We start from the raw sequence: 16,979 nt of genomic DNA, 5'->3' as shown, positions 1-16,979 counted from the left end.
AAGATTAATTAGCTTTCTTAGCTAGCGGTTTGATTACTTTTTGGCAAAAACAAACAGATACCAGCAGCTATAGCACTAGGTAATAACCAGGCCATACCTTGAGAGAATAATGGCAAGAAGTTAAACACTGACATATCAACACCTGCAGCATTTAAACCATCTAAAATACCGAATACCAATGCGACAGATAATATCAGGCGCTGAGAAAACTCAGGTCTTGCAAAACGTCCGGTAATAAAGGTAACCAACACTAAGGCAATAGCTACTGGGTAGATGGTCATTAACACTGGAATACTAATTGAAATTAACTGGGCTAAACCTACATTAGCTACCGTGGCACAAGCCACACTGAAAATAACCACAAAGCGTTTGTAAGAAATAGACGGCAATAACTCATTAAAGAACTCCGCACATGCTGTCACCAAACCAATAGCCGTAGTTAAACAAGCTAACCCTACTACAGTAGACAACATTACAATGCCTAATGTACCAAAGTGATGTTCAACATAATTAGTTAAGATAGCACCGCCGTTAGAAGCGCCTTCAGCTAACTCGCCAGCAGTCATACCTAAGAAAAATAATGAAATATAAACAAATGCCAAACCAGAGGCCGCTATAATAGCCGCGCGGATTAAATACTTGGTTTGATCAGCAGCATCATTAACCCCTTTGCGACGTAAAATATCAATAATCAACATACCGAACATGATTGACGCTAAGGTATCCATTGTATTGTAGCCGTCGATAATGCCAGTTGATAAGGCATCTTCAATATAACCTTGTTGAGGCGCGCCAATGGTTGACCCCGGAATAAACATCACACTTAATGCTAACGCAACTAATAAAATAAGTAGCACTGGCGTTAATACTTTTCCGACATTATCTAATAACTTTCCAGGATAAAGACACATCACCATCACGATGCCAAAGAAGAATAACGTAAACATTAACTGAGCAATATTAATGGACTGTCCCGCAATAACCCAAACCGCATCAGCATTTTCAATAAAAGGTTTAGCACCAATTTCAAATGCCACTAATCCGGTTCTTGGAGCCGCAAAAGCAGGCCCAATAATAATGTAAATTGCCACCGCTAAACTGGTTGCCGCAAATGCTGGCAAATAAGACATAATTTTACCGTTAGCTTTCGCGACGGCTACAAGACCAATCAACGGCATACCTACAGCAGTTAACAGAAAGCCTACCATCGCTAGTGACATGTTTTCGCCCGCTAAGAAGCCAGCAAATGGAGGAAAAATTAGGTTACCCGCACCCAAAAAGAATGCGAAAGTCATAAAACCTAAGCCAAAGGTATCGCCAATTGATATTTTAGTTGTTTGCACGTTGAAGTCTCATTTTGTTTTATTTGTTATTTAACCAACTTAAGTGATCAAATTAAATTAAGCTACTGCTAATTTTGCCACCACCACCTAAATCGTAAACTTTTAATTACAGGTAAGAAGAGACAAAAAACATCTTTTTCGTGTAAAAAACAACCGGATTAATCCCATCTATCAACGATGTTTATCAAACACAATATGAAATTGATTAATCGAGATGTATTTAGTCACTAAAGACAAGGGAACTAATAACAAACACCAAGCGATTAAACAAGAACTCAGAGGAACATTAGCAAAAATAGATTTATCAACAAAAACATACCCCCATAGTCTGATACAAGCCAAAAACAACCTTGCAAAATGCGCAACAAAAACCCGACAACACAACAACTTTCTTAAAGTAGCCAATATAGGCCATTAAGTCAGCCTTAAAAATGCCATTCATTTTATTGAATCAGGTTATAATCTACTGCAAATTTTACCCCTTGTTATTGATATGCCATTTACCTTCAAACAATTCCATATAGATGACAGCCATTGCGGCATGTTAGTTAGTACAGATGCGGTTTTACTGGGCGCTTGGGCTCAATTATCAACGGCTAACACCATTTTAGATATTGGCTCCGGTAGTGGAGTATTAACGTTAATGGCGGCGCAGCGCACTAAGGCATCTACAACGATTACGGCAATAGAACTCGATGCTAAAGCTTATGAGGATAGTCAAAAGAACATTGCAAATAGTCCTTGGCCGCAAAAAATCACCCTGCTCAATACCAGCATCCAGCAATATTGTTTAACGGCTCCTGCACACAATCAATTTGATCACATCATATGCAACCCACCGTTTTTCAATCATGGCCCTCAAACAACCCACACCGCCAGAGCCAATGCCAGACACACCAATACTTTAACTTTTAAAGAATTACTCAATGCAATCAAACAATGTTTAGCCCCACTTGGGCTTGCAAGTATTATTATTCCACACACCAGTGAAGCAGAGTTTATGCAAGCATTATCACAAGCGGGGCTTCAGGTTTCGCACAACATTGCCGTAAGCAGTGTACAAGGAAAGCCGCCTAACCGACTCTTGCTCGCACTAACCCATGCAAATCATAACAAGGCTGTTATCACTGGCTCGCTGTATATTCGAGACAAACAAGGCCAGTACTCAGCAGAAATGATAAATTTATGCCAAGAATTTTACTTAAAACTTTAGCCAAATGAATTCGTCAGCTATAATGTTCGGCTACTTTTAAGTGAGACCCACGTGCATGTTATTTGAAGATTTTGATTTAGACCCAAGGCTATTAGATTCACTCAAAGCCATGGGCCATAAAAGCCCAACCACGGTTCAACAAGAAGCGATTCCAATGGCAATGGAACAGCGGGACATTCTTGCACGTGCACCAACGGGTACAGGTAAAACTGCCAGCTTTTTGCTACCTGCACTGCAACACTTAATAGACTTCCCACGTCGATTTAATGGTCAAGCCAGAGTATTGGTACTCACGCCAACTCGTGAATTAGCTAGCCAAATTCATCGCTATGCTTGCCATTTAGCCACCGATTTAGAGCTAGATATTGCCATTATTACTGGTGGTGTACCTTACGCACCACAAGAAGAAGCATTAGCGGGTAATGTCGATATTTTAATCGCCACACCTGGCCGCTTGATGGAATACTTAGATAAGAAAAAGTTTGACGCAACAGAAGTCGACTTACTGGTTATTGATGAAGCCGATCGCATGTTAGACATGGGGTTCTCTTCAGTGGTTCAAGCAATTGCCATTGAAGCTCAAGGTCGCAAACAAAACATGCTGTTTTCAGCAACTTTAGAAGGCGGTGGCGTAGACCGTTTCGCCAGAGATCTTCTGACCGACCCCATTCATATTGATGTTGATTCACCACGCAGTGAAAAAGCCAAAATTCATCAATGGGTACATTTAGCGGATGACAAAGATCATAAGTTTGCACTGCTATGTAATATTTTAAGGCAAGAACAAGTAAAACGCGCCATTGTATTTGTTAAAACCCGCGATGTGGTTGCCAGCTTAGAAGGCCAACTATTAAAAGCCGAGATACCTTGTGCCTTTATGCGCGGAGACATGGAGCAAAAGAAACGTTTTCAAGCGTTAGGCCGCTTTATTAAAGGTGAAGTCAACGTATTGTTAGCAACCGATGTTGCTGCACGCGGCATCGATATTGACGATATCACTCATGTTATCAATTTTGATATGCCTCGCTCAGCCGATACTTATGTGCATCGCATAGGTCGAACCGGACGTGCTGGTGCAAAAGGCACTGCAATTTCTTTAGTTGAAGCACATGATATTCGTATTGTGGGTAAAATTGAGCGTTATATTCAACAACCACTAAAGCGCAGAGTGATTGAAGAGTTACGCCCTAAGCATAAAGAAGCTAAGCCTCCAGGTAAGAAAAAAGATAAGTCTAAGCAAGATGCTAAAAAAGGCTCCAAAAAGTCTAAGAAAAAGTAACTCAGTGCTCAAAACGTTAATGATGAGTTGCTAGCCTATATTGTGCATGCTTATTTAAAAGCGAACCTATCAAAGGTTCGCTTTTTAGTTAATGATAAACCGCTTTGCTCAATTCAATATTGAATGATCACCTCGCCCTTTTATTTCGTACAACAAATGCGATCAATCTTCAAAGCCTCAAAAATAAACAATAATTTAACATTTTTTAACCCATGCTTTACACAAAGGTATTTCGAATATAGACAGAATCTGATAACGTAGTTAAATATTGATAAGCTTAATAAAAATAATAATTCAGTTAAGTGCTTAACGCTTAAAAATAAGACAATAAATTCAGCATGGATACGCATATAGAATGATAAAAACAATTTTAAGAAGACTCGCTCCTCTTTTCATATTGATAGTATTTATTGGCTTAGCAATGTTGCTAATGAGTACTAAAGAAACTCCAGAACAAAAAGAAGATACGGAAGTATTAACGATTGTCGATGTCATGACGGTTAAACCTCAAACCGTATCCTTAAACCTCCCATCTTATGGAGTGGTTAACCCCAAATACAAAACGCAATTAGTCACTGAAGTAAAAGGCCGTTTACAAAGTATTTCTGATCACTTTGTTGCCGGCGGAATGGTAACAGCGGGTGAAAAATTGGCTGTCATAGAACCATCGGATTATGAAGCGGATCTTATGCAAGCTGAAGCGGCACTAGCGCAGGCAAAGGCGATGCTTGATGAAGAGATTGCCCGTGGTGAAGTGGCAAAAATTGAATTCAAAGACTTTGAAAATGGCGTTGCACCTGAGTTAGGACTGCGTATTCCTCAACTCAAAAAAGAACAAGCTAATGTTAAATCTGCCCAAGCGGCTCTGGCTAGAGCGCAGCGTAACTTAGAGCGTACCGTCATTCGCGCTCCTTTTGACGGCATTATTAAAGAACGTATTGTCGATCTTGGTCAATATGTCACCCTCGGCACCATTTTAGGTGAGTTATATGATGTAAACACCGCCGAAATTCGCTTACCGCTAACGAATAATGATCTCGCTTATTTAGAGTCCGTAGACAACCCCGACACTCATGTCACTTTAAGTGCCTCACTAGCAGGTAAAGACATATCTTGGCAAGGCAAAATCATTCGTAGTGAAAATATGATTGATGAACAAAACCGCATGGTTTATTTAGTCGCAGAAGTGGTTGATCCGTACTTAATTAAGCAACAAACAACCGATCAACTGCCGTTAAAATATGGCAGCTTTGTCAACGCGGTTATTAAGGGACGCACCGTCGATGGTATCGTTAAACTGCCTCGTCACGTAGTCCGTAATGACCAGGTTGCAGTAGTCAAAGATGACAACACCATTGAGATGCGCAAAGTGAAAATAGTCAAAACAGACATCGACCATGTCTACATTAAAGACAGTTTCACTGCTGGTGAACGTATATCAGTTACCAACGTTGCCAACTTATCTGATAAACAAAAAGTTAAAATATTAGGTGAAAGCGATGAAGCGACACCTGAAAATGACATTTCAAATGACGCCGTCAGCACCAAAGCAACTCAAGAGACTCATAGCGGAACAGGAGAACTGTAATGCAAAGTCATTCTGGAATTATTGCTTGGTTTGCTCGCAACAATGTTGCGGCAAATCTATTAATGCTGGTACTCATTGGAGGCGGGTTATTCAGTGCCTTACTGATTAACAAAGAGGTCTTTCCAAGCTTTACCTTAAACCTGATTAATATCAACGTTGCTTATCCTGGCGCTGCCCCTCAAGAAATTGAAGAAGGCATTAACATCAAAATTGAAGAAGCCATTGAGGATGTGTCAGGGATTAAAAAAATCACCTCTGTAGCCAGTGATAGCGTCGGCTCTGTCACCATTGAGGTTGACGATGATTATGATGTTCAAGATGTTCTTGATGAAGCAAAACTGCGCATTGATGCCATATCAACCTTTCCTGATAACATTGAAAAGCCCAATATTTTCCAGATAAAACCTGAGAACAATGTAATTTGGGTGTCAGTTTATGGTGATATGTCATTACATGACATGAAAGAGCTAGCTAAAGTTATACGTGATGATATCACTGACTTACCTGGAGTCACTCGAGCTAAATTGAATGGTGTTCGCGACTACGAAATTGGCATTGAAGTCTCTGAAGATAAGTTACGCGAGTACGGATTAAGCTTTACCCAAGTAGCTCAAGCAGTACAAAACTCATCATTCGATTTACCCGGTGGTTCAATTAGAGCCCAAGATGGCGACATTCTTCTTAGAACCAAAGGCCAAGCTTATACTGGCGATGATTTTGCCAAAATCGTGGTATCAACTCGTGCTGATGGTAGCCGTATTTTACTGTCTGAAGTTGCCGAAATTAAAGATGGCTTTGAAGAACGTTTAGAGTACACCCGCTTTAATGGCAAACCTGCCGCGATTATTGAAGTCACCAGTATTGATGACCAAAATGCATTGGCTATTTCTGAGCAAGTTAAAAACTATATTGCTGAACGTAAAACGACCCTTCCAGCCAATGTCGAATTAGATACATGGGGAGATTTAACCCATTACCTACAAGGCCGACTTAACATGATGCTGTCAAACATGTTTTACGGCGCTTTATTGGTATTCATCATCTTGGCATTGTTTTTAGATTTAAAACTGGCCTTTTGGGTCATGATGGGTCTACCCGTTTGCTTTTTAGGTGCCATGTTGCTTATGCCGACCGTGGGTATGTCAATCAACATGTTGACGTTATTCGCCTTCATACTGGTACTAGGTATTGTGGTCGATGATGCCATTGTTATTGGTGAAAGCGCCTACACAGAGGTAGAAGAGCAAGGTCACTCGCTTAATAATGTAATAACTGGGGTCAAAAAAGTCGCCATGCCGGCAACCTTTGGCGTGTTAACCACCATTGCAGCGTTCACGCCGATGATTATGGTATCAGGCCCGATGGGAATTATTTGGAAGTCTATCGGCATGATTGTGATTTTATGCCTAGCCTTCTCATTAGTTGAGTCAAAACTGATTTTGCCTGCACATTTGGCTCACATGAAGGTCCGTAAAAAACGGGCTCCAACCAATGTATTTTCTCGCTTTAAAGTCGCGTTAAATGACAAACTGCAATTTTTCATTCACAACCACTACCGCCACTTCTTGCAGAAGTGTATTAAGCATCGATATAACGTAGTCGCGCTGTTTGTTGGAGTATTAATTTTATCAGTCACTTTAGTGACCAGTGGTAAGGTTCGCTGGGTATTTTTCCCAGATATTCCATCAGACTTTATTCAAGTGCAACTTGAAATGGATGAAGGCAGCTCTGAAATCAACACGCTAACTGCTGTGCAGCAAATAGAAGATGCCTTATATAAAATGGATGCAGTAATGGAAAAAGAGTACGGCACAGGCGTGGTAAAACACAGCTTTGTGGCATTAAACTCTCGCACTTCAGCATTTATTTTTACCGAGTTAACTAAGGGTGAAGACCGAGAAGCTGACGGCGTCACCATTGCCGAAGAATGGCGTAAACAGCTACCTGAATTATTATCGGTCAAAAAGCTCAATATTAACGCCAGCACCAACGAATCTGGCGGGGATATTTCTTTCAGATTAACCTCTAGCGATCTTGAACAACTGGCACAAGCCTCTAACGAACTGAAAGAAAAGTTAGCGACTTACCAAGGGGTTTATGACATCGCAGACAACTTCTCTTCTGGCAGTCACGAAATTAGATTAAATATTTTACCAGAGGCTGAAGCACAAGGATTAACTTTATCTGATTTAGCACGCCAAGTTCGATATGGCTTTTATGGCTATGAAGCCCAACGAATTTTACGTAACAAAGAAGAAGTGAAGGTGATGGTGAGATACCCACTGGAACAACGCCGAACTATTGGACACCTTGAAAACATGCTGATTAGAACGGGTAATGGGCAAACCGTGCCTTTTTCTACCGTTGCAGCTATTGAGCTGGGCGATTCTTATGCCTCTATTACTCGTGTAGATGGCCGTCGGGCGATAACCATTCAAGCCAACGTCAACAAAAATAAAGTAGAGCCCAGTAAAGTGGTTAATGAAATTCAACAAGATTTTATTCCTCAGCTAACGGCTAAATACCCTCATGTTTCTGCAAGTTTAGATGGCAGCAGTTTAGATGAACAAAATGCATTAATTGGTTTACTGCAAGGGTTTTTCTTCGCCATGTTTACCATTTATGCGTTAATGGCTATCCCGCTAAAATCATACAGCCAGCCACTGATTATCATGTCTGTCATCCCTTTTGGTATGATTGGCGCGTTAGTGGGTCACTTTTTACTGGGCTTATCAATGAGCGTTTTAAGCCTTTGCGGCATTGTTGCTCTGGCAGGGGTAGTAGTGAATGACTCACTTATCTTAGTCGACTTTGTTAATAAAGCCCGTGAAGAAGGTAAATCAATCATGCAATCGGCTATAGACTCAGGTTGCTATCGTTTTAGGGCGATTATTCTGACCTCCTTAACCACATTTGTTGGCTTAGCCCCCATTATTATGGAGAAAAGCCTACAAGCTAAAATTGTTATACCAATGGCCACGTCATTAGCGTTCGGTATTCTCTTTTCTACCGTTGTCACGCTGATTTTAGTACCGGTGTTATATATTATTTTAGATGATATAAAACGAACATTAACACGCTTTTATCATTGGTGGTGGCAACCTAAAAGTAGTGAGGCAGATTATCAATAATGTTAGCTTAATGCGTGACATTAACACCCCTAAAACAGCGCCCACCGGCGCTGTTTTTATTTTGAACTGAGATCGACACAACATCCAACTAGACTAAATTGCAGTAAAATATCCAACAATGACCTCTATTTGACACTTCTGCAAAATGAACTCAACTGAAACAAGCAATACACAAACAGCAGTCAACAATACCTTGGTATATGACATTCGCCACAACCGGTATATCAATCTTACCAGTCGTTGTACGCTTCGTTGTCAGTTTTGTCCCAAACATAACGGTAGTAAACAGGTTGGCCAATATGATTTAACCTTAAGTAAAACGATTAAAGCCGCGGATATTATTCCTTTGCTGGGGGATGTCAGCCAATTTAACGAATATGTTTTTTGCGGTTATGGTGAACCCACACTGAACTTAGACACCTTAATTGAAGTCGCCAAAACACTTAAGTCACGTGGAGCAAGCATTAGATTAAATACCGATGGCTTAGGTAATCTATTTCATCGCCGTAATATTTTGCCTGAATTAGCCCCGTATATTGATGCTATGTCGATTTCGCTAAATGCTGATAATGCCGCCGCCTATGAGTTACATTGCCGCCCTAAATTGACCAATACTTATACTGCTGTACGAGAGTTTATTACCCTTGCTCCTCAATTTATCTCTCAAGTATCTGTAAGTGCAATCAATGGCTTAGAAGGTGTCGATATTGCTAAGTGTCAGCAAATTGCCTTAGATGCTGGATGCCAATTTACTCAGCGAGAACTTGATGTTGTGGGTTAACATTATTGAGATAAATCATGCTAAGATTCAAGCCAGTCTTTTAGGAACTTAAAGCGTAATTAAGCAAACAAAGTTGGCGCAATGTTTAAACGAAAAAGCTCATTATCAAATACCTCTTCACACATTGCACTTGTGCAAGATGTCCGTTGGTCTCGCACACAAATTCTGTCTATTTCAGCACAAATTATTTTACTCATTATCAGCATTATTATTGTCACCCAAATGATCATCAATTTAGGTGAAAAAAGCTTACAAGATGACTGGGCAGGACAACGATACAGTGAACTGCAAACGGTTGCCTCTCTTGCTTCAGATAAAATGGGCTTTATGCAGTTCAGAACACAAACATTCGCCAACAGTGAACTACTTAAACAGTTCTTAGCTAATCCAACAGAAAAACAACAGCAAAAACTTCTTCAAAGCTGGCAATCTTTGACAAATCATATTCCCGAATTACTTGGATTAGCCTTATATGACCCTCAAGGAAAGTTAAGATTTTCAACATCAGATAATTTAAACGGATTAACCATTCCGGAAAAATTATTGCAAGGTAAGCGCTCAATGGGAGGGCAAGATATTTATTCTTCTGACATGGCGTTTACACCAATAGAGGGCAAGTTAGAGCCTTATATTTATCAACTTGCTTGGCTAGAAAACCCTGATCAATCTATTAATGGCTATTTGGTAACATTTAACTCCGTAACTCGCCTACTTGATACCATTAAACCGTCATTTTTTAATATCAACTCGCCATTGATGTTGTTAGATAATCAAAGCTTTTTATACGCGGGGGCTAACCAGGCAAACCCTTTACCCAACATGCCCGACACCTTGGGAGCGAGTTTAAAGCAATCCGCTCCTGAATTGTGGCGTGAAATGGCAATGAATAATTTTGGTCAGTATCACAGCAAAAACTCCACCTTTGTTTATTTAAAGGTAGAAATAGCCAGTCAAAATGAAAACAAGCGTGAGTATTTCTTTTTATCCTATATTCGTCATAAAGATATTGCCGCCAGATATGAACAATGGGCCATAGTACTGATCATCGCCTCAGTGACTATAGGATTGTTGGCTATTGGATTAATTTTGTATCGAACCATATTTTTGCTGGAAAAAAAGGCCAGAGAAAACAGCATACATCTTTCAAATGGCCTATTTAAAACTGAGTTATGTTATGCGGTTACAACGGATAAGGGACGTATTTTAGGCATAAATGATAGTGCAGCTAAGGTGTTAAAATACCAATTAAATACCTTAAATGATCGTAGTTTGCAGCGAGTGTTAAACATAAGCGACGATGAATTTGAGCAAATAACCAGCACACTTCATGAACATAACTATTGGACAGGGGCAATTAGCCTTGAAAACGATAATCATAAAGTCAATATTCACATTCATCGCCAAGCGATTAGTACTACCGAGCAATATTGGATTGTGGTATTCAATGATATCAGTGAGCTAGTAGCCAGCCGTAACGACGCGCATATAAGTCAATTACTCAGTGAAACTACTATTGCGACAGCCCTAACCGATGCTCAAGGTAAACTGGTTAATTGTAACCATAGTTTTGACCAACTGATGAAGTTACGCGGAGATACTGAAGTACAACTAAAAAACTTATTGGGTGATGAAGTCACTAAAATTTGGAATAACATTTTAACTCAAGTGACCTTACAAGGAGAATGGCAAGGTTATGTAGAGCCATTTGATGAAAGCCGATTTAGCAAAAAATTAAAAATGATTGTCAGTGGAAATCTGTCTCAAGAGGGAGATTTAGAGTATTTAATCTTTACCATAGAGCATTGTTCATCTCAATCCGTTGCGAACAAATGGGTTAAGTCGCCTAAAAGTAGTACTGTTCTACGTTTAGTGGATTTAGAAAACCACTTTAACAATACCAGTGAAGTCATCAAAACCAGTTCTAGCTTAATGGTAATGGATATTAATCCTGAAGGTATTTTCAGCAATATGGGCGACATTAGCCGCCTTGAGACTCGCCAAGAAGAAATTGAATCTAAATTATTATTAGACTTGCCAGTAAGCTATCAATTATCTCAATGGCAGCTCGGTCGTTTGGTACTGTTTTTACCTCAAACTAATGCCACTCAAGCGCATTTATTTGCCATTAAAATTTTAGACAACTTAGCCAGCCATAATTTAGATGAAGGAATTAATATCGGTATAGCGGGTTATAGTGAACAACAAAGCCTGAAACAATACTTAGCGAATGCAGAAGTCGCTCTTAAGCGAGCTAAACAATCGAGCGACCAAAATATTTGCCAAGCATTTACCCGAACAACCACAGTTAATTTTGGGGAGTAAACACCCTCATTAATTAGACTCTAGCAACTTACCTAAAAGGGAAATCAGTGAGACTCACTCGGTTCAACACTGAATGGGTTGATGTTATCCGGCAGTTTACTTTCGGTTATTTCAACAATACTTGAACGGTTCATGGTAATTTTAAATCGAGCATACTCTGCTGGTTCTTTACCATCGCGCAACACCGCCACTAAGTTTAGTTGATAGCGGCGCTCAACCGATTCATTACTGATTTTACCATCAGACTCACGGTAAATTTTTGCTTTACCCCGTTCTAAATGGCGAGCAAATGGCGCTAAGCTAAAGTTAACTTGTTCTTGAATTTGCGAGTATCCCGCTTCAAAGGGCTTATTGGTGACTTTAGTTGAAATGCGATAGTGTAAGGTGGTGGTTTCCACTTTGTTTTGACTGTGTCGCTGCTTCATAATATCAACAACAGGCTCAGGGATATCTTGAGGGCGTATAAACTCAAGCCACACTAGCTGTTTAGCCACTACGGCTTGAGTGCTGGTGTCACGCAGAATACGGCTCCACCTTGGACGGCCACGTTGAATCAAACGCCACATTGCCTCACGAATATCTTCTTTAAAGATTTCACGAAAACCGTAAATAACCGCAAGAGTGAATAATAAGGTAATGGTTAAGCCATTAAAAAAGCCCTGAGCTTTGAAAATTAATGCTGATACAACCAACATAACCAAGCCCGTAGCTAACCCCGTCACCAACTTTTTAAGGCCAACGCCAAGTGGCTTTAGTTCTTCTTTTAATACCACGCCTTGTTGTATTAAGCGGCGCAACAGTAACATTTTATTAGAGATTCTATTGGCATCTTGCTGAGTTCGTACAGAGTTGTATCGCTTCACTTCTTCACGATAATGATTTTCAGCACGACATAAACTAATCACTTTTTCTGTGACGTCATTATGCTCAGCGCTTCTTGGCCCATGGGCAACAGTTTTGAGTAGTTGTTGCTCACAAAACCAAGAAAGATAATTATCGGCATGTTCAAAGTAAGACTTCCACTTTTCTTCACTGGGCTCATTGCGGCGAAACTTTTTCAGCAGTTGGCTAACTTGTTCACTGAGTTCATCTAATGCCGTAAAAAATAATCCGGTATCCGTTTGCTGGCGCAACTCTTTCGCGTCAGTTTCAATGGCCACAGCAAATTGGTAAGCAAACAGATTTAAGTAAAGTCGAAACTCTTCTAAAGTTCGCTTATTTAAACTGGCAAAACGTGACTGTACTAAAGGTAGGTGAAGGGCTTGTGAGAAATAGGAACGACGTCCAACAATACCGCTATGGTAGTATTCTTCTTCGTCTAAGGTTTTACTGTCTATCCACATCTCACTGGGTAAGAAAAAGAATAAATCAAATACCCTTTGCTCGCCTGTCCCCATTTGATGACTAAATTTAACTGACAAAGCTTCTTCTTGTTTAACTTTGACTTTGGCCACAAACGTTCTCAACTGATGAATAGATAGCATTCATCTTACTACAAAAGCAGACTTTATAAATACTTAAACTAAATCACATGCCCACAATGTATTATTTGGCAGAAACTTAATAATTAAGTAATTTTGCGCTAAATCCATTTCTAAGACTTGTATATCTTGTTTGAATGACTGATTAAGGGTTAATAAATCAATATTCAGCTCATGCCGCAAATAGTCAGCCAAATGACCGTTACTCACATCAAGGTCGGTTAATTGCAGCTGATAATGGTACATCAGCTCACTCACTGAAAGTTCAGACAACACACCTGTAATCTCAGCAGTTTCATCATTAAAACCAGCAACAGATGATAAATAGCGCAGTGATAACTGACCATTATCTTCTGTCACTTTTAGGTTCATAGTGCTTTTTTTAAACGGTAAAGGGTTTTCATCCTGCACTTCATAGGTTTCTGCAGCACATTGAAATGTGTACATGGGTTTGGTGTCGGCAAGTTGCTCCACTTTCAGTAACAAACCGCCAGCGATCAGTATCATTAACACCAACAAAAGCTTGCCAGATTTAAGGTTTAATCCAGATGAGTTAAGCACAAATACTCACCTCTTTATACCAGTCAGAATGAACATGGTAATGGTCTAAATTGGGTAAGATAAGCTTAGCATTATTAAATTCCCAGCCATCGCTATTTTTTCTTTTCATTACAACGCTTAAGTTTAAATTGTCTTCTGAAAACGCCACGGTAATAGACTGCCAAGGCAAAATATTACATCGGCGTAAATGTCGACTAATTGCCTCTGTCTTTCGGCGTAAACTGTCATTATTCTGTTTATTTCCATACACCAATAAGTGGGTGATATTTCCCTGCGTTGACAAGATTTGTCTAGCAAAGTTTGGCTTCGTATTGGTTGGATAGGATAAATTTGAATAAACAAACGTCATCGCCAAAACTGTCAAGATAAGGATCAAAATGTAATTACCATATGAAATGGCGCGTTTCGGCGAATCCAGCAATCTAAAAGGATGTGAAATGACTTTTTTATGCAGGATAATGCCTTGCTCCGGCACATATTCAATCAAACTTTTATGCTGCTCACCTAGATACCGACAGATAGACTCGACAACATGGGTAAGCTCTTCATTGGTAATTTTAATTGGTGATAACTGTTCAAGAGAAACCACTCTGCCGCGATGAAACACTAATTGTGCTAACACTGCAAATTCATGTTCATTTAATGACCATATTTGCTCTGTTGATTGATCAATTAATTGTTTTTTTTGTTGGTCAAACCAACAGCGGCCAATCTGCATGCCATACTCTCAAAAAAGGTATCGGAAATTAAACAAACAAGGAAGTTGATATACAGTTTTAGCTTTTTAGCATGTATATTCATCATTATGCCCGCATTTTAAGGCCATGTTCATTGGGCAGCATTAGAAATCGACTCTTGATCACGCAACAATTTGTATCATTAGGATGATTGATACAGACAGGTAATTAGAAAGTAAAAGGACTGTAGTGCAGAGTAAAAAAAAAGCTGGCAAGGTTGCCAGCTATTTAATAACACTTAACAATTAGCTAAGAGTCGTTAGAACGCGTATAGCAGCGTCATGTTGGTTTCGGTATCGGTACTTTCTTTACCGTCCAAAGGCTCGCTATTATAACGAACAATAACAGCAAACTTCATCGCTAACGCACCCACAATATTTGCCGTTAATGATGTTTCAGAACGCGCATCTAACTTATCACCCCAGTCAGCAATAAAACGTTGCTTAAACTTAGATGACTCACTGATGGCCGTTTCAAAGTTAACCACGGCGTGAGCAACAACGCTATCAGTTGAATCATAACCTTCTAGTAAAGCGGTTTCATCGTCTAAACGCTGGTAAATATAACCGGGACCGATTTCAGCCTTAAGCGTGGTATCTGGATTATCTATAAAATGATAACCATAACCGGCAGAGCTGGTTGAGGTAAAATCATAACCTGTAAAAGGATCGACTTCGTAATTGGTGTTAAAGAAGATATAGCTACGATCGTTAATCTGATAATCAGCTTGTATACCCGCAAAATAGCGTTTTGCGGTTACTTCATCGGTATCTTCTTTGTATAAACCTTCTAGTAAGTATTGGTTTTCCCAATTGCCTAACTCGTGCTTCATATTCAAACGAGCTTTATACGAAGAAGTGTCAGTATTACCTGTGGTCAATGTTGCACCTAACTCAGCTTCGCCAGCAAACGTCTTGTCACCTTCAACAAAATCAGCACCGGCTTGAGCTGTTAATGGCATAGCCAATGTAATTGCAGCAGTTAAAAGCAATTTTTTCATCTACGCGTTCCCTTTGTTAATATTCACCCTAAAATTCAAGCGACATATTAACACCGGCACACCTAAGATGACAAAATAAACACATTACAACCACAGTTAAATAAAGTTATTACTAATTACTAACAAGGCTTTTCGACTGCCAACGACCACTTTTCCAGCGCCATAACATTGCCAATCCCCTTACCCATTCATCAATAGCGAGTGCAGCCCAAATACCGATCAAACCATACTCTAAATGAACCCCTAAAAAATATGCTCCAGGCACGGCAATACACCACATAGAGCTAACCCCTATAAAGAAAGGGAACTTTGCGTCACCGCTAGCACGAAGCGCATTAATGACCACCAAATTAAACGTCCGCCCCGGCTCCATAAATAAGGTTAAAATAAATAATGGCGCAACCAACGCAATAACATCGGCTTCATCGGTAAACAACGCCACCATATCATCCCCCCACATTGCTGCCATTGCCGCGACTATAGTCGTCACAACCAGTCCCCACTTTAATGCTCGATACATTTGGGCCTCAGCGGCTTTTATGGCTTTTGCGCCCACTAAATGTCCAATAATAATCTCATTACCAATACCAATAGACAGGCCAAACAAGAGAATAAACATACAGATTTGAAAATATAACGACTGTGCAGCCAACGCTTTATCACCTATCAGCCCCACAAATGAAGTCACAACTAAAAATTGCAGCATCCATGATAAGTTCTCACCCGCTGCAGGTAAGCCTATATGAAAGACTTTACGTAACATTTTCCATTGTGGCCTGATAATGGAAGGGAAATGTAACGATATACCGGTGTATTTGACGAATAAGGCCATCATGATACACATACCAATAATTCGTCCGGTTACCGTACTAATCGCCACTCCAGCTACGCCCATTTGCGGTAAGCCAAACCAACCGTATAGCAGCAATAAATTTCCGGTAAAAGTAATAAGATTCATACTCAACGTTACCCACATTGCTTGTTGAGTATGACCATGAGCGCGCATCGCCCCAGCAATACACATCGCCATCGCTTCAGGAATCAAGCACAAGCCAACAATTTGCAGGTACAGTTTACCGTCAGCCAACAAATGTTCGGGTAAATTCATCAAGTACAAAATGGTACTGGCACCACTGACTACCCCTAATGCAGCAACCACGCCTACCCCTAAATTAAACCCAATGGCTGAGTACACGACATTTTTTGCTGCTGTTTTGTTTTTGGCGCCTAAATACTGAGTAATCACCACAGTGGCTCCAATACTGACAAAGCTAAATAAGGTGATGGCTAATTCAAAGACCATATTACCTACAGACAAGGCTGCGACGCCTTGATAGGAAACATGACTGATCATAAACGTATTCAACGCCGCCGTTAAAAAATGTAATGCAAAGTCAATAAATAACGGCCATGTTAAGCCGAAAAGCGATAATGGTTTGTCTGGGTTGGTGTGCATTTTGCGAGTTCAGTTGGTTAATGCTATCAAGTCGTCGTAATGGTTTTTCATCACCGTAGCAGAAGATGATGACATTTTAAGGGCGGC

The 16,979-nt window shown here is 40.0% G+C and carries 12 protein-coding genes; 6 read left to right on the top strand and 6 right to left on the bottom strand.

Features of this window, described 5'->3' with window-relative positions:
• Window positions 1-17: 17 nt before the first annotated feature.
• Window positions 18-1,343 carry a branched-chain amino acid transport system II carrier protein gene (brnQ, locus tag L2672_RS01015; protein ID WP_248993970.1) on the bottom strand — a complete coding sequence of 442 codons (1,326 nt, stop codon included), beginning with the start codon at window positions 1,341-1,343 and terminating at the stop codon, window positions 18-20.
• A 493-nt stretch (window positions 1,344-1,836) separates the two neighbouring features.
• Here brnQ and L2672_RS01010 point away from each other — a divergent pair, with 493 nt between their 5' ends.
• The 6 genes from L2672_RS01010 (at window position 1,837) to L2672_RS00985 (ending at window position 11,657) form a co-directional block, all read left to right on the top strand.
• Window positions 1,837-2,556, top strand: coding sequence for a tRNA1(Val) (adenine(37)-N6)-methyltransferase (locus tag L2672_RS01010; RefSeq protein ID WP_248993969.1), 720 nt, complete (start codon window positions 1,837-1,839; stop codon window positions 2,554-2,556).
• A 55-nt stretch (window positions 2,557-2,611) separates the two neighbouring features.
• Window positions 2,612-3,835 carry an ATP-dependent RNA helicase SrmB gene (gene srmB, locus L2672_RS01005; protein ID WP_248993968.1) on the top strand — a complete coding sequence of 408 codons (1,224 nt, stop codon included), beginning with the start codon at window positions 2,612-2,614 and terminating at the stop codon, window positions 3,833-3,835.
• A 355-nt stretch (window positions 3,836-4,190) separates the two neighbouring features.
• The gene (locus L2672_RS01000) at window positions 4,191-5,423 is read left to right on the top strand and encodes an efflux RND transporter periplasmic adaptor subunit (protein WP_248993967.1); all 1,233 of its coding nucleotides are present in this window, start codon (window positions 4,191-4,193) and stop codon (window positions 5,421-5,423) included.
• Window positions 5,423-8,554 carry an efflux RND transporter permease subunit gene (locus L2672_RS00995; RefSeq protein WP_248993966.1) on the top strand — a complete coding sequence of 1,044 codons (3,132 nt, stop codon included), beginning with the start codon at window positions 5,423-5,425 and terminating at the stop codon, window positions 8,552-8,554. The genes L2672_RS01000 and L2672_RS00995 overlap by 1 nt, the downstream gene beginning before the upstream one ends.
• A gap of 145 nt (window positions 8,555-8,699) precedes the next feature.
• Window positions 8,700-9,335 (top strand): TatD family nuclease-associated radical SAM protein, encoded by a 636-nt coding sequence (locus L2672_RS00990; protein WP_248993965.1) that lies wholly within the window; start codon window positions 8,700-8,702, stop codon window positions 9,333-9,335.
• A gap of 81 nt (window positions 9,336-9,416) precedes the next feature.
• Entirely contained in the window at window positions 9,417-11,657 is a 2,241-nt protein-coding gene (locus L2672_RS00985) for a PAS domain-containing protein (RefSeq protein ID WP_248993964.1), read from the top strand.
• Window positions 11,658-11,701: 44 nt separating this feature from the next.
• On the opposite strand, the gene L2672_RS00980 is transcribed toward L2672_RS00985, so the two are convergent.
• The 5 genes from L2672_RS00980 to L2672_RS00960 form a co-directional block, all read right to left on the bottom strand.
• Window positions 11,702-13,111 carry a hypothetical protein gene (locus tag L2672_RS00980; RefSeq protein ID WP_248993963.1) on the bottom strand — a complete coding sequence of 470 codons (1,410 nt, stop codon included), beginning with the start codon at window positions 13,109-13,111 and terminating at the stop codon, window positions 11,702-11,704.
• Between the two features lie 63 nt (window positions 13,112-13,174).
• Window positions 13,175-13,699 (bottom strand): hypothetical protein, encoded by a 525-nt coding sequence (locus L2672_RS00975; RefSeq protein WP_248993962.1) that lies wholly within the window; start codon window positions 13,697-13,699, stop codon window positions 13,175-13,177.
• Window positions 13,692-14,417, bottom strand: coding sequence for a hypothetical protein (locus L2672_RS00970; RefSeq protein WP_248993961.1), 726 nt, complete (start codon window positions 14,415-14,417; stop codon window positions 13,692-13,694). Before L2672_RS00970 ends, L2672_RS00975 begins: the two co-directional genes overlap by 8 nt.
• A gap of 278 nt (window positions 14,418-14,695) precedes the next feature.
• Window positions 14,696-15,436 carry a DUF481 domain-containing protein gene (locus L2672_RS00965; RefSeq protein WP_248993960.1) on the bottom strand — a complete coding sequence of 247 codons (741 nt, stop codon included), beginning with the start codon at window positions 15,434-15,436 and terminating at the stop codon, window positions 14,696-14,698.
• Window positions 15,437-15,548: 112 nt separating this feature from the next.
• Window positions 15,549-16,892, bottom strand: coding sequence for an MATE family efflux transporter (locus L2672_RS00960; RefSeq protein ID WP_248993959.1), 1,344 nt, complete (start codon window positions 16,890-16,892; stop codon window positions 15,549-15,551).
• Between the last annotated feature and the right edge of the window lie 87 nt (window positions 16,893-16,979).

Source organism: Shewanella gaetbuli, assembly GCF_023284065.1.
GTDB lineage: Bacteria > Pseudomonadota > Gammaproteobacteria > Enterobacterales > Shewanellaceae > Shewanella > Shewanella gaetbuli.
This window is presented reverse-complemented; position numbering and strand designations above follow the sequence as displayed.